24 protein-coding genes are annotated in these 22,011 nt (G+C 72.1%); 19 read left to right on the top strand and 5 right to left on the bottom strand.

All coding sequences use genetic code 11. The annotated features are described in order from the left end of the window. Positions 1–57 precede the first annotated feature (57 nt). Positions 58–1,134 (bottom strand): redox-regulated ATPase YchF, encoded by a 1,077-nt coding sequence (ychF, locus tag LQ940_RS04115; protein WP_231243301.1) that lies wholly within the window; start codon positions 1,132–1,134, stop codon positions 58–60. A gap of 68 nt (positions 1,135–1,202) precedes the next feature. Between ychF and LQ940_RS04110 the strand changes: the two genes are divergently transcribed. Genes LQ940_RS04110 through LQ940_RS04095 form a run of 4 tightly spaced genes read left to right on the top strand, consistent with a single transcriptional unit; the run spans position 1,203 to position 4,760 of the window. Then, complete coding sequence (locus LQ940_RS04110) at positions 1,203–2,399, top strand: cysteine desulfurase-like protein (RefSeq protein ID WP_231243300.1); 1,197 nt, start codon at positions 1,203–1,205, stop codon at positions 2,397–2,399. Between the two features lie 4 nt (positions 2,400–2,403). Continuing rightward, positions 2,404–3,180, top strand: coding sequence for an exodeoxyribonuclease III (locus LQ940_RS04105; RefSeq protein ID WP_231243299.1), 777 nt, complete (start codon positions 2,404–2,406; stop codon positions 3,178–3,180). A gap of 46 nt (positions 3,181–3,226) precedes the next feature. Then, complete coding sequence (locus LQ940_RS04100; RefSeq protein WP_231243298.1) at positions 3,227–4,312, top strand: DNA recombination protein RmuC; 1,086 nt, start codon at positions 3,227–3,229, stop codon at positions 4,310–4,312. Positions 4,313–4,331: 19 nt separating this feature from the next. Further along, positions 4,332–4,760, top strand: a complete 429-nt coding sequence (locus LQ940_RS04095) for a DUF6542 domain-containing protein (RefSeq protein ID WP_231243297.1) — start codon at positions 4,332–4,334, stop codon at positions 4,758–4,760. Positions 4,761–4,772: 12 nt separating this feature from the next. Here LQ940_RS04095 and LQ940_RS04090 read toward each other — a convergent pair whose 3' ends face one another. Further along, positions 4,773–5,393 (bottom strand): L-threonylcarbamoyladenylate synthase, encoded by a 621-nt coding sequence (locus LQ940_RS04090; RefSeq protein WP_231243296.1) that lies wholly within the window; start codon positions 5,391–5,393, stop codon positions 4,773–4,775. A 170-nt stretch (positions 5,394–5,563) separates the two neighbouring features. On the opposite strand from LQ940_RS04090, the gene LQ940_RS04085 reads away from it, so the two are divergent. Together LQ940_RS04085 and LQ940_RS04080 are read left to right on the top strand one after the other, a co-directional pair. Beyond that, positions 5,564–6,625 (top strand): glycosyltransferase family 2 protein, encoded by a 1,062-nt coding sequence (locus LQ940_RS04085; RefSeq protein ID WP_231243295.1) that lies wholly within the window; start codon positions 5,564–5,566, stop codon positions 6,623–6,625. Between the two features lie 32 nt (positions 6,626–6,657). Beyond that, positions 6,658–7,086, top strand: a complete 429-nt coding sequence (locus LQ940_RS04080; protein ID WP_231243294.1) for a GtrA family protein — start codon at positions 6,658–6,660, stop codon at positions 7,084–7,086. Here the strand turns inward: LQ940_RS04080 and LQ940_RS04075 are convergent. Then, on the bottom strand, positions 7,064–8,065 hold the full coding sequence (locus LQ940_RS04075; protein WP_231243293.1) for a 4-hydroxy-3-methylbut-2-enyl diphosphate reductase: 1,002 nt from the start codon (positions 8,063–8,065) through the stop codon (positions 7,064–7,066). The two genes, LQ940_RS04080 and LQ940_RS04075, sit on opposite strands and share 23 nt — an antisense overlap. A gap of 200 nt (positions 8,066–8,265) precedes the next feature. Between LQ940_RS04075 and xseA the strand changes: the two genes are divergently transcribed. Both xseA and LQ940_RS04065 read left to right on the top strand, forming a co-directional pair. Beyond that, entirely contained in the window at positions 8,266–9,516 is a 1,251-nt protein-coding gene (xseA, locus tag LQ940_RS04070; protein WP_231243292.1) for an exodeoxyribonuclease VII large subunit, read from the top strand. Next, complete coding sequence (locus LQ940_RS04065; protein ID WP_231243291.1) at positions 9,513–9,731, top strand: exodeoxyribonuclease VII small subunit; 219 nt, start codon at positions 9,513–9,515, stop codon at positions 9,729–9,731. Before xseA ends, LQ940_RS04065 begins: the two co-directional genes overlap by 4 nt. Here the strand turns inward: LQ940_RS04065 and LQ940_RS04060 are convergent. Further along, positions 9,728–10,282 carry a DUF4245 domain-containing protein gene (locus LQ940_RS04060; protein WP_231243290.1) on the bottom strand — a complete coding sequence of 185 codons (555 nt, stop codon included), beginning with the start codon at positions 10,280–10,282 and terminating at the stop codon, positions 9,728–9,730. The two genes, LQ940_RS04065 and LQ940_RS04060, sit on opposite strands and share 4 nt — an antisense overlap. Before the next feature lie 35 nt (positions 10,283–10,317). Here LQ940_RS04060 and LQ940_RS04055 point away from each other — a divergent pair, with 35 nt between their 5' ends. Genes LQ940_RS04055 through glpX form a run of 6 tightly spaced genes read left to right on the top strand, consistent with a single transcriptional unit; the run spans position 10,318 to position 15,531 of the window. Then, positions 10,318–11,574 carry an SLC13 family permease gene (locus LQ940_RS04055; RefSeq protein ID WP_231243289.1) on the top strand — a complete coding sequence of 419 codons (1,257 nt, stop codon included), beginning with the start codon at positions 10,318–10,320 and terminating at the stop codon, positions 11,572–11,574. Positions 11,575–11,598: 24 nt separating this feature from the next. After that, a complete protein-coding gene (locus LQ940_RS04050; protein WP_231243288.1) occupies positions 11,599–11,994 on the top strand; it encodes a TOBE domain-containing protein in 396 nt (131 codons plus the stop codon). Further along, complete coding sequence (gene modA / locus LQ940_RS04045; RefSeq protein WP_231243287.1) at positions 11,994–12,731, top strand: molybdate ABC transporter substrate-binding protein; 738 nt, start codon at positions 11,994–11,996, stop codon at positions 12,729–12,731. Before LQ940_RS04050 ends, modA begins: the two co-directional genes overlap by 1 nt. Next, positions 12,728–13,528: an ABC transporter permease gene (locus tag LQ940_RS04040; RefSeq protein ID WP_231243286.1), complete on the top strand. Its 801-nt coding sequence runs from the start codon at positions 12,728–12,730 to the stop codon at positions 13,526–13,528. The genes modA and LQ940_RS04040 overlap by 4 nt, the downstream gene beginning before the upstream one ends. Further along, entirely contained in the window at positions 13,510–14,493 is a 984-nt protein-coding gene (locus LQ940_RS04035) for an ABC transporter ATP-binding protein (protein ID WP_231243285.1), read from the top strand. The genes LQ940_RS04040 and LQ940_RS04035 overlap by 19 nt, the downstream gene beginning before the upstream one ends. A gap of 21 nt (positions 14,494–14,514) precedes the next feature. Beyond that, entirely contained in the window at positions 14,515–15,531 is a 1,017-nt protein-coding gene (gene glpX / locus LQ940_RS04030; RefSeq protein ID WP_231243284.1) for a class II fructose-bisphosphatase, read from the top strand. Here the strand turns inward: glpX and LQ940_RS04025 are convergent. Next, positions 15,496–16,332, bottom strand: coding sequence for an esterase/lipase family protein (locus tag LQ940_RS04025; RefSeq protein WP_231243283.1), 837 nt, complete (start codon positions 16,330–16,332; stop codon positions 15,496–15,498). The two genes, glpX and LQ940_RS04025, sit on opposite strands and share 36 nt — an antisense overlap. Positions 16,333–16,421: 89 nt before the next feature. Between LQ940_RS04025 and LQ940_RS04020 the strand changes: the two genes are divergently transcribed. The 5 genes from LQ940_RS04020 (at position 16,422) to LQ940_RS04000 (ending at position 21,841) form a co-directional block, all read left to right on the top strand. Further along, positions 16,422–17,354, top strand: a complete 933-nt coding sequence (locus LQ940_RS04020; RefSeq protein WP_231243282.1) for an alpha/beta fold hydrolase — start codon at positions 16,422–16,424, stop codon at positions 17,352–17,354. Positions 17,355–17,439: 85 nt separating this feature from the next. After that, positions 17,440–18,774, top strand: a complete 1,335-nt coding sequence (locus tag LQ940_RS04015) for an extracellular solute-binding protein (RefSeq protein ID WP_231243281.1) — start codon at positions 17,440–17,442, stop codon at positions 18,772–18,774. After that, positions 18,771–19,721: a carbohydrate ABC transporter permease gene (locus tag LQ940_RS04010; RefSeq protein WP_231243280.1), complete on the top strand. Its 951-nt coding sequence runs from the start codon at positions 18,771–18,773 to the stop codon at positions 19,719–19,721. Before LQ940_RS04015 ends, LQ940_RS04010 begins: the two co-directional genes overlap by 4 nt. 4 nt (positions 19,722–19,725) lie before the next feature. Continuing rightward, on the top strand, positions 19,726–20,565 hold the full coding sequence (locus LQ940_RS04005) for a carbohydrate ABC transporter permease (protein WP_231243279.1): 840 nt from the start codon (positions 19,726–19,728) through the stop codon (positions 20,563–20,565). Positions 20,566–20,569: 4 nt separating this feature from the next. Beyond that, positions 20,570–21,841 carry an ABC transporter ATP-binding protein gene (locus LQ940_RS04000; protein WP_231243278.1) on the top strand — a complete coding sequence of 424 codons (1,272 nt, stop codon included), beginning with the start codon at positions 20,570–20,572 and terminating at the stop codon, positions 21,839–21,841. Positions 21,842–22,011 lie beyond the last annotated feature (170 nt).

Raw genomic sequence — 22,011 nt, 5'->3', positions numbered from 1 at the left:
GCGAGGAGGCTACGCCTCAGCACTCAGCCCGCGAAGAGCCCTCCGGTTGGACCGCAACTAGACATTGAACCTGAACTCCACGACGTCGCCGTCGGCCATCACGTAGTCCTTGCCCTCCATGCGGACCTTGCCGGCCTCCTTGGCCTTCTGCATGGAGCCGGCGGCCATCAGGTCGTCGAAGGAGACGATCTCGGCCTTGATGAAGCCGCGCTGGAAGTCGGTGTGGATGACGCCGGCGGCCTCGGGGGCGGTGGCGCCCTTCGGGATCGTCCAGGCGCGGGTCTCCTTGGGGCCGGCGGTGAGGTAGGTCTGCAGGCCGAGGGTGTCGAAGCCGACGCGGGCCAGGGTGTCCAGGCCGGGCTCCTCGACGCCCATCTCGGCGAGCATCGCGCGGGCCTCCTCGTCGTCGCCGAGCTCGACGAGCTCGGACTCGAACTTGGCGTCCAGGAAGATCGCCTCGGCCGGCGCGATGAGGGCGCGCATGCGGTCCTTGAGCGCCTCGTCGGCGAGCTCGTCGGCGTCACAGTTGAAGACGTAGATGAAGGGCTTGGCGGTGAGCAGGGAGAGCTCGCGGACCAGGCTGCGGTCGACCGACGTCGAGCTGATCGGCGTACCGGCCTCGAGGTGGCCGAGGGCCTCCTTGGCGGCCTCGAGGTTGGCCACGACGGCCTTGTTGCCGCGGGCCTCCTTCTCCAGGCGCGGGATCGCCTTCTCGACCGTCTGCAGGTCGGCGAGGATCAGCTCGGTCTGGATGGTGGAGATGTCGTTGGCGGGGTTGACCTCGCCGTCGACGTGGGTGACGTCCTCGTCGCGGAAGACGCGGGTCACCTGGCAGATCGCGGACGCCTCGCGGATGTGGGAGAGGAACTTGTTGCCCAGGCCCTCGCCCTCCGAGGCGCCCTTGACGATGCCGGCGATGTCCACGAACTCCACCGTGGCGGGCAGGATCTTCGCGGAGCCGAAGACCTCGGCCAGCCGCGGCAGCCGGTCGTCGGGCACCGCCACGACGCCGACGTTGGGCTCGATCGTCGCGAACGGGTAGTTCGCCGCGAGGACGTCGTTCTTGGTGAGCGCGTTGAAGAGCGTTGACTTGCCCGCGTTGGGGAGACCGACGATGCCGATGGTGAGTGCCACGAGCGGCGAGTCTACGAGCGCGCGCGACCGCGCTCCCAATCAGCGCGGAGGCGTCCTAGGGTCGAGCGGTGAGCGACCTCGATCTCGAACGCATCCGCGCCGCCTTCCCCTCGCTGGCCCTGGGGGTCACCCACTTCGACGGCCCCGGCGGCGCTCAGGTCCCCTCGACGGTGGCGGCGGCGGTGGCCGAGGCGATGACCTCGGGCCTGTGCCAGCGAGGTACGGCGTCGGCGACCGAGCGCCGTACTGAGGAGGTGGTGCTCGAGGCACGCCGGGCGATCGCCGACCTCGTGGGCGGCGACCCGCGTGGGGTGGTGTTCGGACGCTCGATGACCCAGCTGACGTTCGACCTCTCGCGCACGCTGTCGAGCGGGTGGGGCCCGGGTGACGAGGTCGTGGTGACGCGGCTGGACCACGACGCCAACATCAGGCCCTGGGTGCTCGCGGCCGAGCGCGCGGGCGCGACGGTGCGCTGGCTGGGCTTCGACCCGGTCACCGCCGAGCTCGACGACCTCGGGCCGCTGCTGTCCGAGCGCACCCGCCTCGTGGCGGTGACCGCGGCGTCCAACCTGTTCGGCACCCGTCCCGACGTGGCGGCGACCGCGGCGCAGGCGCACGAGGCGGGAGCGCTCGTGTACGTCGACGCGGTGCACCTCGCGCCGCACTCGCCGGTCGACCTCGCCGCGCTGGGGGCCGACCTGCTGGCGGTGTCGCCGTACAAGTTCTTCGGCCCGCACCTGGGCGCGCTCGTCGCCGAGCCGGCGCTGCTGGAAGGGCTGCGGCCCGACAAGCTGCTGCCGTCGAGCGACGCGGTGCCGGAGCGGTTCGAGCTCGGCACGCTGCCCTACGAGCTGCTGGCGGGCGTCACCGCGGCGGTCGACTTCATCGCCTCGCTCGTGCCGGGCGAGGGCACGCGACGCCGGCGGGTGCTGGCCTCCATGAGCGCGGTTGCGGGGCACGAGGCCGGCCTGATGTGGCGTCTGCTCGAGCGGATGGCGGCGATCGACGGCGTGACGGTCCACGGGCGCCCGGCGAGCCGCACCCCGACGGTGCTGTTCACCGTCGCCGGCCGCTCGCCGCGCGAGGTGCACGAGCACCTCGGCGCCGTCGGCATCAACGCGCCGTCGGGGCACTTCTACGCGATCGAGGCGTCCCGGCACGCCGGGCTGGGCGACGAGGGCGGCGTGCGCGTCGGGCTGGCGGCGTACTCCTCGCCCGACGACGTCGACCGCCTGCTGGAGCGGCTGCGGGCACTCCTAGGCTGAGCGGGTGCGCCTCGCCACCTGGAACGTCAACTCCCTCCGCTCCCGCATCGACCGGGTCGAGCGGCTCCTGGAGCGCCACGACCTCGACGTCCTGGCCCTGCAGGAGACCAAGGCGCGCGAGGACCAGCTGCCGCTGATGGGGCTGCAGTCCATGGGCTACGAGATCGCGACGGCCGGCTACAACCAGTGGAACGGCGTCGCGATCATCAGCCGCGTCGGCCTCGAGGACGTCCAGGTCGGCTTCGACGGGATGCCGGGGTTCGGCGATCCGCTGACCTCCGAGGCGCGGGCGATCGGCGCCACCTGCGGCGGGGTGCGGGTGTGGTCGCTCTACGTCCCCAACGGCCGCAAGGTCGACGACCCGCACTACCTCTACAAGCTCGAGTGGCTGGCGGCACTGCGCGACGCCGCGCTGGGGTGGCGCCAGGAGCCCACGGCGCTCATGGGCGACTGGAACATCGCGCCGCTGGACGAGGACGTCTTCGACATGAGGCAGTTCGCCGCGTCCACGCACGTGACGCCCCGCGAGCGCGCGGCCTTCCAGGCCTTCCTCGACGACGGGTACGTCGACGTCGTGCGCCCGCACGCGCCGGGCCCGGAGGTCTACACCTACTGGGACTACTACCGCCAGCGCTACGAGCGCAACCGCGGCCTGCGCATCGACTTCGTGCTCGGCTCGGCACCGTTCGCCGAGCGCGTCACCGGCGCCTTCATCGACCGCGAGGAGCGCGCCGGCCAGGGCGCCTCCGACCACGCGCCGGTGGTCGTGGAGCTCGACTGAGGCGCGTCCGGCGGCGGCTGTCGGTGGTCGGGTCCATGCTGCTGCCATGGACCTGACCACACTGCTCGCGCTGCTCGTCTGCCTCGCCGCGGGCGCCGGGCTGGGCTACGCCGCCGGGCTGCTGCGCGGCCGCGACCGTGCGCCGTACGAGGATCGGACGGTGGCCGCGCTCGACCAGCGCGCCGCCGACCAGGCCGTCGTCAAGGAGGGCCTGGAGCGCCTGCAGGACCAGATGCGCGACCTGGAGCACAACCGGGTGGCGTGGCAGAGCCAGCTGCACCAGCAGGTGCTCGACATGCGCCAGTCCAACGACCTCCTGCGCCGCGAGACCCAGTCACTGTCGACGGCGCTGCGCAAGCCGCAGGTGCGGGGACGCTGGGGCGAGCTGCACCTGCGGCGCGCGGTCGAGCTGGCCGGGCTGGTCGACCGCTGCGACTTCTCCGAGCAGGTGCGCCTCGACGACGGCGCGCGACGTCCCGACCTGGTGGTGCACCTGGTCGGCGACCGACGGCTCGTGGTCGACGCCAAGGTGCCGCTGGACGCCTACCTCGATGCCACGACGACCGATGACGACGACGAGCGCGAGGGCCACCTCGCCCGGCACGCCCGCCAGGTGCGCGCCCACGTCGACACGCTCGCCGGCAAGGCCTACTGGCGCTCCCTGGAGGAGAGCCCGGAGTTCGTGGTGCTGTTCATGCCGGCCGAGTCGTTCCTCGCCGCCGCGCTGGAGAGCGACGGCGACCTCATCGACTACGCCGCCGCGCGGCAGGTCGTGCTGGCCACGCCCACCACCCTGATCGCGCTGCTGCGCACCGTCGCCCACGGGTGGAGCCACGAGGCGCTGGCCGACCAGGCCCGCGAGATCCACCGCCTCGGTCGCGACCTGCACGCCCGCCTGGGCACCCTCGGCGCCCACGTCGACGCCGTCGGCCGCTCCCTCAACGCGGCCGTCGGCCACTACAACCAGGCGGTCGGGTCGCTGGAGTCACGGGTGCTGGTGGCGGCGCGCCGGTTCACCGACCTCTCGGTCACCGACGACGAGCTGCCGGCCCCGAGGGCGGTCGAGCTCCGCGCGGTCGCCCGGCGCGCCGCCCCGGATGAGCCGGATCGGGACCATACGGTGGCGCTGTGACCGCAGCGGCGAGAGTCTCGTGACGCACGCCCGGAGGCTCTGGGAAGAGGGGCGACAGCCGGGCCGGGAGGTCGCCGCGCTCGGCGCGGCCGCCTCTCTCACCGTCGCCGTGCTCGACCTCTGGCTCACCGACGACGTCGGGCTGCTCTTCGACCTGACGTTCGTGGCGCTGTGCGTCGCGCTCGCGCTCAGCGTCCGTCCCGCCGACTTCTTCACGGTCGGGGTGATGCCGCCGCTGCTGCTGGTCGGGGTCTTCGTGCTCGTCGCGGTCAGCCGGCCCGGCGTGCTCGGCCACCCCGAGGACGGCACCGTCCAGGCCGTCATCACCGGCATGTCGCAGCACAGCGTGGCGCTCGTGGTCGGCTACCTGCTCTGTCTCGCGGTGCTCTTCGTCCGGCAGCGCGCGGTGTCGGCCGTCCCGGACACCCGGCGTACGCCGGCCCGCTGAGCCGCGCGAGCCTCAGGCGAAGCGGTCCGGATCGCCCGCGCCGCGGCGTACGACCTCGGGGGCGCCGGAGGACCAGTCGACGACGGTCGTCGGCTCCGAGGTGGTCTCGCCGGCCTCGATGACCAGGTCGACCTCGTGGTCGAGCTCCTCCTTGATCTCCCAGCCCATGGTGCGGGCCTCGGTCTCACCCGGGAGGATCAGCGTGCTGCTGAGCAGCGGCTCGCCCAGCAGCTCGAGGAGGGCCTGGGCGACCTTGTGGTCCGGGATGCGCACGCCCACGGTCCGCTTCTTGGGATGCATCAGCCGGCGTGGCACCTCGGGCATCGCCGGCAGGATGAACGTGTAGGGGCCGGGGGTCGCGGCCCGGATCGCGCGGAACGCCGAGTTGTCCACATGGACCAGCTGTCCGAGCTGCGAGAAGTCCTTGCACACCAGGGTGAAGTGGTGCCGGTCGTCGAGCCCGCGGATCCGCAGGATCCGGTCGCGACCGTCGCGGTTGCCGACGCGGGACCCGAGGGCGTAGCCGGAGTCCGTCGGGTAGGCGATCAGGGCGTCGTCGCGCAGGGCGTCCACCACCTGCTGGAGCAGGCGAGGCTGCGGGTTGTCGGGGTGGATGTCGACGAACCTGGCCATCGCGCCACTCTACGACGTGCGGACGGCGGACCATGCGGGGCGAGCGGCGCGCGGCCACGTAGCATCGTCATGGCTGATCCACAGCGTCGACGCAGGCGGGACGGGTAGGAACGCCGGATGCCCGCCGCGGCCGGAGCCGCGGAGCCGATCGAGGACCTGAGAGCGAACCGATGTCTGAGCTGCACCAGCCCACCGACCAGCACGGGCGCGACGAGGCGCCGCCGAAGGTCGCCTACGTCCTGCCCGTCTACAACGAGTCCGAGAACATCGGTGCCTTCCACAGCGCGCTGGTCCGGGCCACCGAGGCCCGTGGCGACCTCGAGTTCGAGTTCATCTACGTCAACGACGGCAGCCGCGACGACTCGCTGGCCAAGCTCCTCGAGCTCCGCGACGCCGACACCCGCGTGAGCGTCCTGAGCTTCTCGCGCAACTGCGGCCACCAGATCGCCGTCACGGCCGGGCTCGACGCCGCCACGGACGCCGACGCCGTGATCGTCATGGACACCGATCTCCAGGACCCGCCGCGCGTCAGCATGGAGATGATCTCCATGTGGGAGGACGGCGTGGACGTCGTCTACGCCCAGCGCCGCACCCGCAAGGACTCGGTGTTCAAGCGCACCACGGCCTACGGGTTCTACTGGCTGCTCGACCGTCTCGCCGACATCAAGATCCCTCGCAACGTGGGCGACTTCCGGCTCATGGACCGCAAGGTCGTCGCCGAGGTCTCTCGCTACCGCGAGCACGAGCGCTTCCTGCGCGGCATCGTGGCGCACGTCGGCTTCCGCCAGGAGGCGCTCCTCTTCGACCGGGACCCGCGGTACGCCGGGAAGAGCGGCTACCCGCTGCGCAAGATGATCGCGTTCGCCGCCAACGGCATCCTCGGCTTCTCGACCGCCCCGCTGCGGTGGATCTCCCGGCTCGGCTACGTCATCTCGTTCCTGAGCCTGCTGCTGGCCGTCTACGTGCTGGGGGTGCGGTTGTTCGTGCCCGAGCAGGCGGTGCCCGGGTGGGCCTTCCTCGGCGTCGGCATGTTCGCCCTCAGCGGGCTGCAGCTGATCATGATGGGCGTGATCGGCAGCTACCTCGGACGCGTCTACGTCGAGGTGCAGGACCGGCCGCTGTACTCGCTCGCGCTCGCCGCGCGTGGGGAGCGTGCCGGCGTACGGTCGCTGCCCCGGACGCCGCGGACCGAGCCCCCCGCGGGCGCGACGCGGCGGGACGGTGCGTCCTGAGCGGGTCCGCTCCGCGTCGCGGGACCGTCCTGGTGCGCTTCGCGGCGGTCGGCGTGGCCAACACGCTCATCGACGTCGTGCTGTTCATGCTGCTGCACGACCGGCTCGGCATCCTCGCGGCCAACTGCGTGTCCACCATCGCCGGCATGACGTTCAGCTTCGTGGTCAACGGGCTGTTCACGTTCCGCGCCGACCGGCTGACCCTGCGCCACGCCGCGCTCTTCCTCGCCACCAATGCCGTGACCCTCTGGATGGTCCAGCCGCTGGTCATCCACGGCCTGCTCGCGCTGCTCGAGGACGTCGTCGGGCCCGACGACCTGCTGGTGCTCGGCGCCAAGCTCGTCGCGATCGGCGTCAGCTTCGTGCTGAACTTCGTGGCCTACCGCTTCGTCGTGTGGCCCGCCGCCGGGACGCGGGAGGCCGACCGGACCGGGAGCGTCAGCTCCGACCCGCGGCCTTGAGGTCGCGGCGCAGTTCCTTGGGCAGGGAGAAGATCAGCGACTCCTCCGCACTGTGCACCGCCTTCGCATCCGGGAACCCGCGCTCGGCGAGGTAGGACAGGACGCCCTCGACCAGCGCCTCCGGGACGCTCGCGCCCGAGGTGACGCTGACGCTGCGCACGCCGTCGAGCCAGGTCTCGTCGATCTCCGAGGCGTCGTCGACCCGGTAGGAGGCCTTGGCGCCGGCCTCCAGCGCCACCTCGACCAGGCGCACCGAGTTGGAGGAGTTGCCGGAGCCGACGACGATCAGGAGGTCGGAGCCGCGGGCGATCTCCTTGACGGCGAGCTGGCGGTTCTGGGTGGCGTAGCAGATGTCGTCGCTGGGCGGGTCGAGCAGCAGCGGGAAGCGCTCGCGGATCGCCGCCACGGTCTCCAGCGTCTCGTCGACCGACAGCGTCGTCTGCGACAGCCACGCCACTCGCGCCGGGTCGCGGACCACGATGTTGGCGACGTCGGCGGGGCTCTGCACGAGCTGGATGTTGTCCGGCGCCTCGCCCGCCGTGCCCTCCACCTCCTCGTGACCCGCGTGGCCGATCAGCAGGATGTCGAAGTCGTCGTCGGCGAAGCGCTTGGCCTCGTGGTGGACCTTGGTCACCAGCGGGCAGGTCGCGTCGATCGTCTTGAGCTCACGCTCCTGGGCCTGGCGGTGCACCGCGGGCGACACCCCGTGGGCCGAGAAGACGACGGTCTCCCCCGCCGGCACCTCGTCGAGCTCCTCGACGAACACCGCCCCGCGCGACTCCAGGTCGGCGACGACGTGCTTGTTGTGGACGATCTGCTTGCGGACGTAGACCGGCGCGCCGTACAGGTCCAGCGCCTTCTCGACGGTCACCACGGCCCGGTCCACCCCGGCGCAGTAGCCCCGCGGCGCCGCGAGCAGGACGGCCTTGTCGGCCTCCTCGGGCGAGAGCAGACTCGGCGTGCCCAGGTCGATCGTCATGGCGCCCAGTCTACGGGCGGCGCCGTGCGTCGCCGAGTCGGCGCCGGCGGCGCCACCAGCCCGAGGAGATTCACCGGGTGCCCGGTGAAACTCACGCCTCCCTAACGAAGTTTCGTACGGGAGGCACCAGTTTCACCGGGTGCCCGGTGAAACTGGCGCACCCCGCCACCCGGTCGGAGGCGTGGCCTAGGGTCGCGGGCATGGCACTGGAGACGTCTGCGCAGTCGCCGGCGCCGGTTCGACAGATCGCCAACGCGATCGCCGGGTGGATCGAGCGGCTGGGAGCGGTCTGGGTGGAGGGGCAGGTGGCGCAGGTGAGCCGCCGGCCCGGGGTCGGGACGGTGTTCCTGACGCTGCGCGACTCGGTGGCCGACGTGTCGGTGCCGGTGACCTGCTCGCGCCAGCTCTTCGACGGGCTCAACCCGCCACTGGTCGAGGGCGCGAGCGTGGTCATCAACGCCAAGCCGTCCTACTACGCCAACCGCGGCACGCTCTCCCTCTATGCGCGCGAGATCAAGATGGTGGGACTCGGCGAGCTGCTGGCCCGCCTCGAGCAGCGCCGCCAGCTGCTGGCCGCCGAGGGCCTCTTCGCGCAGGAGCTCAAGCGCCGCCTGCCCTTCCTGCCGGGCAAGGTCGGGCTGGTGACGGCGCCCAACAGCGCCGCCGAGCGCGACGTCCTCGACAACGCCCGCCGGCGGTGGCCGGCGGTGGCGTTCGAGGTGGTGCACGCGGCGATGCAGGGCACCCGCGCGGCGGCCGAGGTGATGGAGGCGGTGGCGCGGCTCGACCGCGACCCGGCCGTCGAGGTCATCGTCATCGCCCGCGGGGGCGGCGCGGTGGAGGACCTGCTCCCGTTCAGCGACGAGGGGCTGATCCGCGCCGTCGCGCGGGTCCGTACGCCGGTCGTCTCGGCGATCGGCCACGAGCCGGACTCGCCGCTGCTCGACCTGGTCGCCGATGTGCGGGCCTCGACGCCCACCGACGCGGCCAAGCTGGTCGTCCCCGACGTCCACCAGGAGCTGTCCGGCCTCGGGCAGGCCCGGCTGCGGATGCGGCAGGCGGTCCGCACCCGCGTCGAGCACGAGCAGCACCGCCTCGACGCCCTGCGCGAGCGACCGTCGCTGGCCGACCCGCGCACCCTCATCGACGACCGCGGCGCGGAGCTCGCGGCGCTGCTCGAGCGCAGCCGCCGCACGCTGCGCCATGCCCTGGACCGCGCCGCCGACGACATCGGCCACCAGCGCGCCCGCGCCCGCGCCCTGTCCCCGCTGGCCACGCTCGAGCGCGGCTACGCCGTCCTCCAGGACGCCGACGGCCACGTCGTCACGACCATCGACGCGGTCGGCGCCGGCGCCGCCGTGAGCGTCCGGGTGGCCGACGGCCGCATCGCCGCCACCGTCGACTCGACCGTCCCCGACCCCGCACCGCACCAGGAAGAAGAGCCCGCATGACCGACGACGCCACCCCCTCCTACGAGGCAGCCCGCGAGGAGCTGCTCGACGTCGTACGCCGCCTCGAGACCGGCGGCACCACCCTGGAGGAGTCGCTGGCCCTCTGGGAGCGCGGCGAGCAGCTCGCGACGATCTGCCAGGAGTGGCTCGACGGCGCCCGGCAGCGCCTCGACGCGGTGCTGGCCCAACAGAACGACCAGCAGGACGAGGGTTAGGAGACCGGCTCGGTCGTCAGCGACTCGATCAGCAGCCGCAGGTCGTCCTCGTCGGCCGAGCCGAAGACCAGCAGGGTGTCCTCGCCGAGCTCGGTCGCGTAGGCCCGGTCGCCGCCCTCGTCGGAGTAGCTCTCCCAGGTCCGGGCGATCTGGCTGTCGATGTCCACCGTCTCGCCCTCGACCGTCTCCTCGTCGACGTACGTCTCCAGCAGGTCGTCCACGCCCTCGTCCTCCTGACGGAGCCCGACGAACGTCCCGTCGTCGGTGAGCATCGACAGCCCGAAGGCGCCCCGCTCACCGGGGGTGAACGCCACGCTGGTCGCCTTCCAGCCCTCGGGCAGCTCACGCGGGTAGGCGACGCGGGCACCGGATCCCTGGATCTGCTCGACCGTCTCGAGGTAGTCGACCGCCTCCGGCTCGATCTCCTGGTTGTCGCGCGTGACGGCCCGGAAGACCACGAACGCGGCGACGACCAGCAGGGTGACGACGAGCGAGGCGATCAGGCTGTTGGCCGAGCGCGGGTACCGGCCCGGCTTCTCGCTGTCGCTCACGAGGCCCATCCTCACAGGTGTCGTAGATTGCGCGCGTGCCGACCCTCGCCCAGCTGTCGGCCGAGCTGGTCGCTGTCGCGGCGCTGCTGACGCTGCTGGTCACGGCCTACCGGCACCCCTCCGGACGCGTCGAGGCCCTGGTCGCCGTGGTCGCGACCGGCGCGGTGCTGGCCACCGGCCTGGTCCCCCTCGACCGGGCCGGCGAGGCCCTGCGGCACCTGGCGCCCGTGGTCGCCTTCCTCGCCACGATCCTCGTGGTCGCCGACGTCTGCGCGCGCGCCGGGCTGTTCGCGGCCCTCGGCCGCCTGCTGCGCCCCGGGCCGGACCGTGCCCACGGCCCGCGCCGGCTGTTCACCGCGGCGTTCCTGGTGGCCGCCGCCGTCACCGCCGTGCTGAGCCTCGACGCGACGGTCGTGCTGCTCACTCCGGTGGTGGTCGGCGCCGCGGTCGCGATCGGCACCTCGCCGACGCCGGGCGCCTACGCCTGCCTGCGGATGGCCAACAGCGCCTCGTTGCTGCTACCCGTCTCCAACCTCACCAACCTGCTGGCCATGCCCCACCTCGACCTCACCTTCGCCGGCTTCGCCCTCACGATGGCCCCGGTGCTCGCGGCGGTGCTCGTCGTGGAGTACGTCGCCCTGCGGGTCGTGTTCCGCCGCGAGCTGTCGACGCCCGTGTCCGACGGCGGCGAGGTGGGCGCGCCCGCGATGGAGCCGTTCCCGGTCGCGGTCGTGGCGCTCATGCTCGCCGGCTTCGCGGTGACCTCGCCGCTCGGACTCGAGCCGTACGCCGTCTCGTCGGTGGCGGCGCTGGTGCTCGTCGGCTGGGGGCGCCGCCGTCGCCTGGTGGGCGCACGCGAGGTGCTCCGCGCCGCCCATCCCGGCTTCGCCTGCTTCGTCCTGGCGCTGGGCGTCGTGGTGGCCGCGATCTCGGAGGGCTTCCTCGGCGACCTGGTGGCGCGGGCCCTCCCGAGCTCGACCACCCTCGGCGCCCTGGCGCTGATCGCGGCGCTCGCCACCGTCCTGGCGAACCTGCTCACCAACCTCTCGGCCACCCTGCTCCTGGTGCCGCTGCTCGCCCCCCTCGGAGACACCGCCGTGCTCGCCGCGCTGCTCGGCCTCAACATCGGCGCCGGGCTCACCTACAGCGGCTCCCTGGCCAACCTGCTGTGGGCCCGCCACCTGGGCCGGTACGGCGAGCGCCCCGACCTGCGCCGCTTCCACCGGGTCTCCCTCGCGCTCACCCCGCTCAGCCTCGCCGCCGCAGTCGCGGCATTGTGGCTGGCCACCTGACCGCACGTGCGGCAGACTCTCGACGTGACCAGCTACCGAGTTGCGGAGGCCGCCGAAATCCTCGGCGTCAGCGACGACACGCTGCGGCGCTGGGTCGAGGCCGGCCGCGTCGAGGCCTCGGTCGCCGACGGCCGCACCGTGGTGGACGGCGCCGACCTCGCGGTCCTGGCGGAGTCCCTGGCCGACTCCCGCGACCCCGACCCCGGCCGGGCCGCCGCGGTCAGCGCCCGCAACCGGCTCACCGGCATCGTCGTCCGGGTCAAGAAGGACACGGTGATGGCGCAGGTCGACCTGATCTGCGGCCCGTACCGGATCGTCTCGCTGATGAGCGCCGAGGCCGCCGACGAGCTGGGTCTCGCCCCCGGCGTGCGCGCCGTCGCGTCGGTCAAGTCCACCAACGTGGTCGTGGAGCGCCCCTGATGAGGCCGCTGCCCACGCTGGCCTGCCTCGCCCTGCTCCTCCCCCTCGCGGGCTGCGGGGGCAACGACGACACGACGATCACCGTCCTGGCCGCCGCCTCGCTGACCGAGAGCTTCACCGCGCTCGCCGAGGACTTCGAGGCCGAGCACGACGGCGTCACCGTCCGGCTCGCCTTCGACTCCTCGGCCACGCTGGCCGAGCAGGCGGTGGGCGGCGCGCCGGCCGACGTGATCGCCACCGCCGACACGACGACCATGGACCGCGCGGCCGACGCCCTCGCGGCCGACCCGGTCGTCTTCGCCACCAACACGATGGTGCTCGTGACCCCGGCCGACAACCCGGCCGGCATCACGTCGTACGCCGATCTCGCCTCCGGCGAGGTCACCTACGTCGTCTGCGTCGCGACCGCGCCGTGTGGCCGGACCGCGACCACCCTGCTCGAGGCCACCGGCCAGCGAGCCGAGCCCGCCAGCCTCGAGGTGGACGTCAAGGCGGTGCTCGCCAAGGTCACCAGCGGCGAGGCCGACGCCGGGCTCGTCTACGCCACCGACGCGGTCGCGGCCGGCGAGGAGGTACGCCGCTTCGAGATCCCCGGCGCCCAGGAGGTGGTCACGGCGTACCCGATCGCCCCGCTCGAGCAGGCCATGGACCCCGCCCTGGCCCAGGACTTCGTCGCACTGGTGCTCTCCGACGCCGGGCGGCGGGTCCTGCGGGACGCCGGGTTCGGTCCGCCGTGACCGACGCCTCCGGCCGTGGCCTCGGGCGGCCTCCCCTGGTCCTGCTCGTGCCGGCCGCGCTCGCCGCCGCGCTGCTGGTGCTGCCCCTGGTCAGCCTGGTGCTGGACACGCCATGGGGCACGTTCCTCGACCGGCTGCGCAGCCAGGAGGTGCGGGAGGCGCTGCGCCTCACCGCCGTCGCCTCCGGCGCGACGGTCGTGGCCTGCCTGGTCCTCGGCACCCCGCTGGCCTGGCTGCTGGCCCGGGTCGACTTCCGCGGTCGCGCCCTGCTGCGTGCGGCGGTCACCGTCCCGCTCGTGCTGCCGCCGGTCGTCGCCGGCGTGGCGCTCGTGACGGCACTGGGCCGCGGCGGGCTCCTCGGCCCGCTGCTGCGCGAGGGCGGGGTCTCGCTGCCGTACACGACCCCGGCGGTGGTCATCGCGCACACCTTCGTGTCGATGCCCTTCTACGTGCTCAGCGTCGAGGGGGCGATGCGCAGCGCCGGCGAGCGCTACGACGTCGTGGCGGCCACCCTGGGCGCCACCCGCTGGACGACGTTCCGCCGGGTGACGCTGCCGCTCGCGATGCCGGGGGTCCTGGCCGGAGCGGTGCTGGCGTGGGCGCGCTCGCTCGGGGAGTTCGGGGCCACGATCACCTTCGCGGGCAACTACCCCGGCACCACGCAGACCATGCCCTCGCTGATCTACACGACCCTCCAGGGCGACCCCGAGGTCGCCCGCACCCTCAGCATGATCCTGCTGGTCGCCTCCGTGGCGATCCTGGCGGCCCTGCGCAACCGATGGCTGACCACCCCGTGAGCGGCCTGCAGGCGCGGATCCACGTCCCCGGCCGGCTGGAGGCGTCGCTCGCCGCGGAGCCCGGCTCGGTCGTGGCCGTGATCGGCCCCAACGGCGCCGGCAAGACCACCCTGCTGCGGGCGCTGGCCGGGCTGGTCGAGATGACCGGCTCGGTCACCGTGGCCGGCGAGAGCTGGACGGACCCGGCCCGGCTGGTCCGCGAGCGCCATCTGGGCTTCGTCTTCCAGGACCAGTCGCTCTTCCCCCACCTCTCCGCGCTCGCGAACGTCGCCTTCGGCCCCCGCTCGCGAGGCGCCCGCCGCGCCGCCGCCGAGGCCACCGCCCAGGGCTGGCTCGACCGTCTCGGCGTCGCGGACCTGGCGGCACGCCGGCCGGGGCAGCTGTCGGGCGGGCAGGCGCAGCGGGTGGCGATCGCCCGCGCGCTCGCGACCGACCCGGCGCTGCTCCTGCTCGACGAGCCGTTCGCAGGACTCGACGTCGGTGTCGCGTCGGCCCTGCGGGTGGAGCTGGCCCGCCACCTCGCCGGCTACGACGGCGTCGCGCTGCTGGTCACCCACGACGCCATCGACGCCCTCACCCTCGCCGACCGCGTGCTGGTGCTCGACGAGGGCCGGGTGGCGCAGGACGGCACGCCGGGCGAGGTCGCCGCCCACCCGCGCACCGACCACGTCGCCCGCCTGGTCGGGCTCAACGTGCTGCGCGAGGGCGACACGTTCCGCTCGTTCAGCCCGCGCGCGGTGACGGTCTCGCTGCTCAGGCCGGAGGGTTCCGCGCGGCACCGGTGGCGAGGAGCGGTCGTCAGCGCGGCGCCGCACGGCGACGCCGTACGGCTGCTGGTCTCGGCCGACACCGACCTGCTCGCCGACGTCACGCCCGCCGCCGTGGGCGAGCTCGATCTGCTTCCGGGCCGCGAGGTCTGGCTCTCGGTGAAGGAGACCGCCGTGCAGACGTACGGCGCACCCTGATCGCACCGATACCATGCGCTCATGGATCCCTCCCTCGACGTCGCCCCCCAGTCTCCCGACCGCAACCTCGCGCTGGAGCTGGTGCGCGTCACCGAGGCGGCGGCCATGGCGGCCGGGCGCTGGGTGGGCCGCGGGGACAAGAACGGCGCCGACGGCGTGGCCGTCAACGCGATGCGGGTGATGATCTCGACGATCGGGATGAACGGCACCGTCGTGATCGGGGAGGGCGAGAAGGACAACGCGCCCATGCTCTACAACGGCGAGCAGGTCGGCGACGGCACCGGGCCGGACTGCGACGTCGCCGTCGACCCGATCGACGGCACGACGCTCACCGCCAAGGGCATGAGCAACGCGGTCGCGGTGCTCGCGGTGTCGCCCCGTGGCTCGATGTACGACCCGTCGGCGGTCTTCTACATGGACAAGCTGGCCACCGGCCCCGAGGCGGCCGACGTCGTGGACATCCGCTACCCGGTCGCGGAGAACATCCACCAGGTCGCGAAGGCCAAGGGCGGCAAGGCCGAGGACGTGACCGTCGTGCTCCTGGACCGGCCCCGCCACGAGCGGCTCGCGGAGGAGATCCGCGCCACCGGCGCGCGGATCAAGTTCATCGTCGACGGCGACGTGGCCGGCGCGATCTCGGCCGCCCGCCCCGACAGCGGCGTCGACCTGCTCCTCGGCGTCGGCGGCACCCCCGAGGCGATCATCACCGCCTGCGCGATGAAGTGCATGGGCGGCGTGATCCAGGGCCAGCTGTGGCCCCAGGACGACGCCGAGCGCCAGCGCGCCCTCGACGCCGGCCACAACCTCGACCCCGACTTCGTGCTGTCCACCGACGACCTGGTGACCGGCGACGACTGCTTCTTCGTCGCGACCGGCATCACCGACGGCGACCTGATGCGCGGCGTCCGCTACGCCGGCGGCGGTGCCACCACGCACTCGCTGGTCATGCGCTCGCGCAGCGGCACGATCCGCTCGATCACCTCCGAGCACCGCCTGCAGAAGCTACGCAGTTACTCCTCGATCGACTTCGACCACTGAGTCGAGCGCGTGGCGTCGCAGCGACGCCGCCACGTGGTCGATGACCCGGGGGTCGAGCGCCATGCCGACGTGCGAGGCGGTGACCTCGATGGCGTGCGCGGCGGCCGGGGCGCACGCGCGCCAGTCGACGATCCCGTCGCGCTTGGAGAAGACCGCGGTGAACCCGACGTTCGCCGGCATCGGCTCCTGGCTCTCGTCGAAGCTCTGGCGCGCGCAGCCGCCGGCGACGCACTCCTCCGCCATCAGCCCGGGGAGGCCGGCCCGGCTCAGCCGCACCAGCACGTCCACGCTCGCCGTGAGCACCCGGTGGTGCGCGCCGGGCGCCAGCATCGGGCTGCCGAGCGTGACGATGCCGGCGACCAGGTCGGGGCGGCGTACGGCGATCCCGCGCGCGAGCATCCCGCCCAGACTGTGCCCGACGATCTGGACCCGGGTGCCGCGCCGGATCACGATGGACTCCAGCCGCTCCTCCAGCTGATCGGCGGCGTCCAGGGTGCAGCCGACGTTGGCCCGGATGTGGGAGCGATAGGTCCGGAAGCCCTCTCCCCGCAGGGTGCGCGCCATCAGCGCGAGCGACGCGTCGCCGGCCAGGAACCCGGGCACCAGCACCACGGGGTCCGCGGCGCGCGGACGGGTCCGCCCGGTGTACGGCGCGCTGCGGCGGGCACGCCGGTCGCCCGCCGTACGCAGCATGTAGCGCCCGGCCTCGCCGAGCACGCTGCCCTCGCGCACGACCGTCGCCAGGGCCGGGCGGGCGAAGCCCTCCGGCAGCAGGAAGGCCGCGAGGGTCGGGGTGCTCACCCGGGTCACGTTACGCGCAGGTAACGATTCCGGCCGGCAACCTGGCCCCGTTCGACGACAGGTCGGGTCGGGTGCGAGAGACTTCCGTCATGTCCTCTCGACCCCGCCGCAAGACCCCGGACGTCCCCGATGTCGCCGTGTCCGGGGAGCTGTTCGCCCCCGTGGGCAAGGGCGTCGAGCTCTGCTACCAGACCTTCGGCGACCCCGACGACGAGCCGCTGCTGCTGGTGATGGGCCTGGGCGGCCCGATGACGTGGTGGGACCCCGAGCTCTGCTCGATGCTCGCCGCGCGCGGCTTCTACGTCATCCGCTACGACAACCGCGACACCGGGCGGTCCAGCCGGGTCGGCGGGCGCGTGGGCCGCGCGGCACTGGTACGCGCGTTCGCGGGTGCCCGCAGCCGACCGCCGTACACGCTGGACGACCTGGCGGAGGACGCCTTCGGACTGCTCGACCACCTCGGCGTGGAGTCCGCGCACGTCGCCGGCGTCTCGATGGGCGGGATGATCGTGCAGACGATGGCGATCGTGAAGCCGGCACGGGTGCGCAGCCTGACCAGCATCATGTCGACCACCGGCAAGCGCACCGTCGGCTGGCAGCACCCCAGCCTGCTGCCGTCGCTGCTCGCCAACCGTGGCGCGGGACGCGAGGCCTACGTCAAGGCCAGTGCGGCGCTGTGGAAGCTGATCGGCTCCCCCGGCTTCCCGCAGAGCGACGAGGAGGTGCGCGCCCGGGCCGAGGAGACCTACGACCGCGGCGTCACCCCCGAGGGCGTGCTGCGCCAGATGCTGGCCATCCTCAACCAGCCCAACCGCGGCCCGCGCCTGAAGTCGGTGCGGGTGCCGACGCTCGTGGTGCACGGCCTCGCCGACCGGATGGTGCACGTGTCCGGAGGGCGCGCCACCGCGGCCGCCGTCCCCGGCGCCGAGCTCCTGCTCATCGACGGAATGGGCCACGACCTCCCGCGTGACCTCTTCGAGACCTTCGCCGCCGGGATCCGGCGAACCGCCGACCGAGCCTGAGCCCGCCACGCCCGTGTGGGCAGTGGACAAACGTCGGTCAGAACTAGACCATGTGAGCACAGCCACATGATTCGGGAGGGGCCGCATGACGTTCGCATCCGCACCACCGAGAGATCGCAGAGGTGGGGGACGGCGACGTCGCCGCGGCATCGCGGTCCTCGCTGCCGCCACCTTGGCCAGCGGTCTCCTCGCGGGGTGCTCCGGCGACTCCGGCAAGCCGACGCTCAACTGGTACGTCAACCCCGACGGCGTCCCGACGCTGACGAAGCTGGCCGAGCAGTGCAGCACCGACGAGTACGACATCGAGGTGCAGCTGCTGCCCTCGGGCGCCACCGACCAGCGCACCCAGCTGGCCCGTCGCCTCGCGGCCGAGGACTCCTCGACCGACCTGATGAGCCTCGACCCGGTCTTCGTGGCGGAGTTCGCCAACGCCAACTGGCTCGAGAAGCTCCCCGAGGAGAGCGCGGCCACCGCGACCGACGAGGACGTGCTCGAGGGCGCGGCGGAGACCGTCAAGTGGGACGACGGCGTCTACGCCTTCCCGCAGTGGGCCAACACCCAGGTCCTCTGGTACCGCAAGTCGCTCGCCGAGGCCGCCGGTCTCGACATGAGCCAGCCGGTCACCTGGGACCAGGTCATCGACGCCGCCGCCGAGAACGGCGGCACGGTCGGCGTCCAGGCCAACAAGTACGAGGCCTACGTCGTGTGGATCAACGCCCTGATCCAGGGCGCGGGCGGCGACATCATCAGCAACAACGAGGCCGGCAAGGACGCCTCGGTCGACATCGACTCCGAGGCCGGCAAGGCCGCGGCGGCGGTCATCGAGAAGCTCGCGGACTCCAAGGCCGCGCAGCCCGACCTGACGACCTCCAACGAGGGCACCAGCCTCGGGCTGATGTTCGAGGGCCCCGGGGAGTTCATGGTCAACTGGACCTTCGTCTACCAGAACTACAAGACGCTGGTCGACACCGGAGGCCTGACCCAGGAGCAGTTCGACGACCTGGGCTGGGCGCGCTACCCCGAGACGGTGGAGGGCGAGGAGTCCAAGCCCCCCATCGGCGGGATCGACATCGGCGTCGGCGCGTTCTCCAAGCACCCGGACTTCGCCCTGGAGGCGGCCGAGTGCGTGACGACCAGCGAGTCCCAGGTCGCGCTCGCCGTGGAGTCGGGCCTGATGCCCGCTCGCCAGTCGGCGTACGACGCCAAGGAGCTGACCGAGGCCTACCCCGCCGACCTGCTCGAGCTGTTCAGCCAGAGCGTCGACTCCGGTGGGCCGCGACCGAAGAGCTCCTACTACGCCACCATCTCGGCGGCGCTGCAGAGCGTCTGGCACTCGCCCCGGTCCGTCGACCCCGAGTCCACGCCCCGTGAGTCGGCGCGGTTCCTCAAGGACGTCCTCGAAGGGAAGGCCCTGCTGTGACCACCTCCTACGTCGCCACGGCCGGCGAGAAGGCCAGGCCGGACACGACGACGCCGCCGGACAACCAGCGGGCCCGGGCCGAGAACTCCCTCGGCCGCAAGCTGGTGGCGCCCGCGATCGTCGTGATGCTCATCGTCACCGCGTTCCCGATGCTCCGGGCGCTCTACCTGTCGTTGTACAACTACTCGCTGACGGCCCCCGAGGACAAGGAGTTCGTGGGGCTGAGCAACTACCTCACCGCCCTCACCGACCCGCTCTTCTGGAAGGTCACGGGGATCACGGTCCTCTACATGGTCGTCACGGTGGCCGTCGAGCTCGTGATCGGCTTCATCTTCGCGATGGTGATGCACCGGGTGATCTTCGCCCGCGGGGTCATCCGCACCTCGATCCTGATCCCCTACGGCATCATCACGGTGGTCTCGGGCTTCGCCTGGCAGTTCGCGTTCAGCTACCAGAACGGCTTCGTCAACTCCTGGATCCCGGGCTTGGACGCCACCTTCAACTGGTTCGGTGAGACCACACCGGCGGTCATCGCGATCATGGTCTCGGAGATCTGGAAGACCACGCCCTTCATGTCGCTGCTGCTCCTGGCCGGCCTGGCCCAGGTCTCCGAGGACATGATCGAGGCCGCCAAGGTCGACGGCGCCACGTGGTGGCAGCGGCTGTGGAAGGTGATCCTGCCCAACATGCGTGCGGCGATCATGGTCGCGGTGCTGTTCCGGGCGCTCGACGCCTACCGGATCTTCGACAACATCTTCGTGATGACGGCGGGAGCGGTGAACACCGAGTCGATCTCGTTCCTCACCTATCGCCAGACCATCGAGCAGTTCCAGCTCGGGATCGGCTCGGCGCTGTCGGTGCTGCTGTTCCTCTCGGTGCTGCTCATCGCGTTCCTGATCGTCAAGCTGTTCCGGGTCGACCTCGCCGCGGCGCGGCAGGAGGGATGAGGGCATGAGAAAGCTCGGAACCGCCATCGGCTGTCTGCTCATCCTCCTGTGGTGCCTGCTGCCGGTCGCCTGGATCATCTCGCTGTCCTTCAAGTCGCAGGAAGCGATCACCAACGGCAGCCCGGGGTTCTTCCCGGCCGACGGCGACAGCGCCGGCTGGCAGAACTATAAGGACCTGCTCACCGGTGACGAGTACGCCCAGTTCCGTCGGGCGATCCTCAACTCGATCGGCATCAGCCTGATCGCCACGGTGCTGTCGGTGATCATCGCGACGCTGGCCGCCTACGCGATCGCCCGCCTGGAGTTCAAGGGCAAGAAGCTCGTGCTGACGATGGCCTTGGCCATCGCGATGTTCCCGGTGGTCTCGCTGGTCGGCCCGCTGTTCGACATGTGGCGCACCTTCGGCCTCTACGACACCTGGCCGGGACTGATCATCCCCTACATGTCCTTCACGCTGCCGCTGGCGATCTGGACCCTGTCCGCGTTCTTCCGGGAGATCCCGTGGGAGCTCGAGCAGGCCGCCCAGGTCGACGGCGCCACGTCGTGGCAGGCGTTCCGGAAGGTGATCGTCCCGCTCGCGGCGCCCGGTGTCTTCACCGCCGCGATCCTGACGTTCTTCTTCGCCTGGAACGACTTCGTGTTCGGCATCTCGCTCACCTCGACGGAGAACGCCCGCCCGATCCCGGCGGCGCTGTCCTTCTTCGTGGGAGCCGATCCGTTCAACCGGCCGGCCTCGCTGCTGGCCGCGGGCGCCGTCATCTCCACGGTCCCGATCATCATCATCGTCCTGATTTTCCAGCGCAAGATCGTCGCCGGTCTGACCTCCGGCGCAGTGAAGGGTTGAGCTCATGGCTGCCATCGACATGAAGAACATCGTCAAGAAGTACGGCGACGGGTTCCCGGCCGTCAACGACGTCTCCATCGACGTCCACGACGGAGAGTTCATGATCCTGGTCGGCCCGTCCGGCTGTGGGAAGTCGACGCTGCTGCGGATGATCGTGGGGCTCGAGGACATCACGTCCGGCGACATGATCATCGGGGACCGGCGCGTCAACGACCTGCCCCCCAAGGACCGCAACCTGGCCATGGTCTTCCAGAACTACGCGCTCTACCCCCACCTCACCGTCTACGAGAACATCGCCTTCCCGCTGCGCCTGGCCAAGGTCGACGACAAGACGGTCGACGAGAAGGTGCGGGCAGCCTCGAAGACCCTGGAGCTCGACGAGCACCTGGAGCGCAAGCCGGCCAACCTCTCCGGAGGGCAGCGCCAGCGCGTGGCGATGGGCCGCGCGATCGTCCGCGACGCCGATGCGTTCCTGTTCGACGAGCCGCTGTCCAACCTCGACGCCAAGCTGCGCGGGCAGATGCGCAGCGAGATCGCGCGGCTGCAGAAGAAGCTCGGCATCACCACGGTCTACGTCACCCACGACCAGACCGAGGCCATGACGCTGGGCGACCGGGTCGCCGTACTCAAGCGCGGCATCCTGCAGCAGCTGGCGTCCCCCCGTGAGCTCTACACCAACCCCGGCAACCTGTTCGTCGCGGGCTTCATCGGCTCCCCGCCGATGAACTTCCTGCCGGCCACCGTCGACGGCACGACGGTCGAGCTGCCGTTCGGCAAGGTGGAGATCTCCCCGGAGAAGGCCTCCGCGGCTGCCGGGCGCGGGCTGCTGATCGCGGGCATCCGTCCCGAGGCGTTCGAGGACGCCTCGGTGGTGGACCCCTCGCGCAAGGGCTCGACGTTCCGCGCCAAGGTCGACCAGGTCGAGTGGCTCGGCAACACCGCCTACGCCTACATCCCGTTCGAGGCCCCGCCCGAGGTGCAGGAGCAGCTGCAGCAGCTCGAGCGCGACCTGGACGGCGAGACCGTGCGCACCCAGCTGGTCATCTCGCTCGACGGGTCGAGCCGGATCGCCGAGGACGACGAGGCCGACATCTGGGTCGACACCTCCCAGATGCACCTCTTCGACCCGGCCACCGGGGAGAACCTCACCCTCGACCTCGAGCACGCCGGCCGGGTGCCCTCGCTCGAGCAGGGCCACGACCCCGCCGCCCAGGCGCGCTCCGAGCACGAGGTCGCCGACCAGCAGACCGCCGCCGCCGAGGCCGCCGACGGCTGACCCCCTCGCCCCTCGCACCCGACCCGGGAGCCCGGTCGCCCTCGTGGTGGCCGGGCTCCCGCGTCTCTGCGGCGCGCGGGCGCGGAGTTGGGAGGAGATTCACCGGGCACCCGGTGAATCTCACGCCTCCCCCACGAAGCTTCGTACGGGAGCCGGGAGATTGGCACCGG

Source organism: Nocardioides sp. cx-173, from assembly GCF_021117365.1.
Lineage (GTDB): Bacteria > Actinomycetota > Actinomycetes > Propionibacteriales > Nocardioidaceae > Nocardioides.
This window is presented reverse-complemented; position numbering and strand designations above follow the sequence as displayed.

What these genes read in the sequence shown, in the direction of transcription:
- LQ940_RS04100 (WP_231243298.1), top strand. Translation starts at nt 3,227, where the DNA reads ATGGACCTGACCACACTGCTCGCGCTGCTCGTCTGCCTCGCCGCGGGC.
- LQ940_RS04090 (WP_231243296.1), bottom strand. Translation starts at nt 5,393, where the DNA reads ATGGCCAGGTTCGTCGACATCCACCCCGACAACCCGCAGCCTCGCCTG.
- LQ940_RS04085 (WP_231243295.1), top strand. Translation starts at nt 5,564, where the DNA reads ATGTCTGAGCTGCACCAGCCCACCGACCAGCACGGGCGCGACGAGGCG.
- LQ940_RS04075 (WP_231243293.1), bottom strand. Translation starts at nt 8,065, where the DNA reads ATGACGATCGACCTGGGCACGCCGAGTCTGCTCTCGCCCGAGGAGGCC.
- xseA (WP_231243292.1), top strand. Translation starts at nt 8,266, where the DNA reads ATGGCACTGGAGACGTCTGCGCAGTCGCCGGCGCCGGTTCGACAGATC.
- LQ940_RS04065 (WP_231243291.1), top strand. Translation starts at nt 9,513, where the DNA reads ATGACCGACGACGCCACCCCCTCCTACGAGGCAGCCCGCGAGGAGCTG.
- modA (WP_231243287.1), top strand. Translation starts at nt 11,994, where the DNA reads ATGAGGCCGCTGCCCACGCTGGCCTGCCTCGCCCTGCTCCTCCCCCTC.
- LQ940_RS04035 (WP_231243285.1), top strand. Translation starts at nt 13,510, where the DNA reads ATGGCTGACCACCCCGTGAGCGGCCTGCAGGCGCGGATCCACGTCCCC.
- glpX (WP_231243284.1), top strand. Translation starts at nt 14,515, where the DNA reads ATGGATCCCTCCCTCGACGTCGCCCCCCAGTCTCCCGACCGCAACCTC.
- LQ940_RS04020 (WP_231243282.1), top strand. Translation starts at nt 16,422, where the DNA reads ATGTCCTCTCGACCCCGCCGCAAGACCCCGGACGTCCCCGATGTCGCC.
- LQ940_RS04015 (WP_231243281.1), top strand. Translation starts at nt 17,440, where the DNA reads ATGACGTTCGCATCCGCACCACCGAGAGATCGCAGAGGTGGGGGACGG.
- LQ940_RS04005 (WP_231243279.1), top strand. Translation starts at nt 19,726, where the DNA reads ATGAGAAAGCTCGGAACCGCCATCGGCTGTCTGCTCATCCTCCTGTGG.
- LQ940_RS04000 (WP_231243278.1), top strand. Translation starts at nt 20,570, where the DNA reads ATGGCTGCCATCGACATGAAGAACATCGTCAAGAAGTACGGCGACGGG.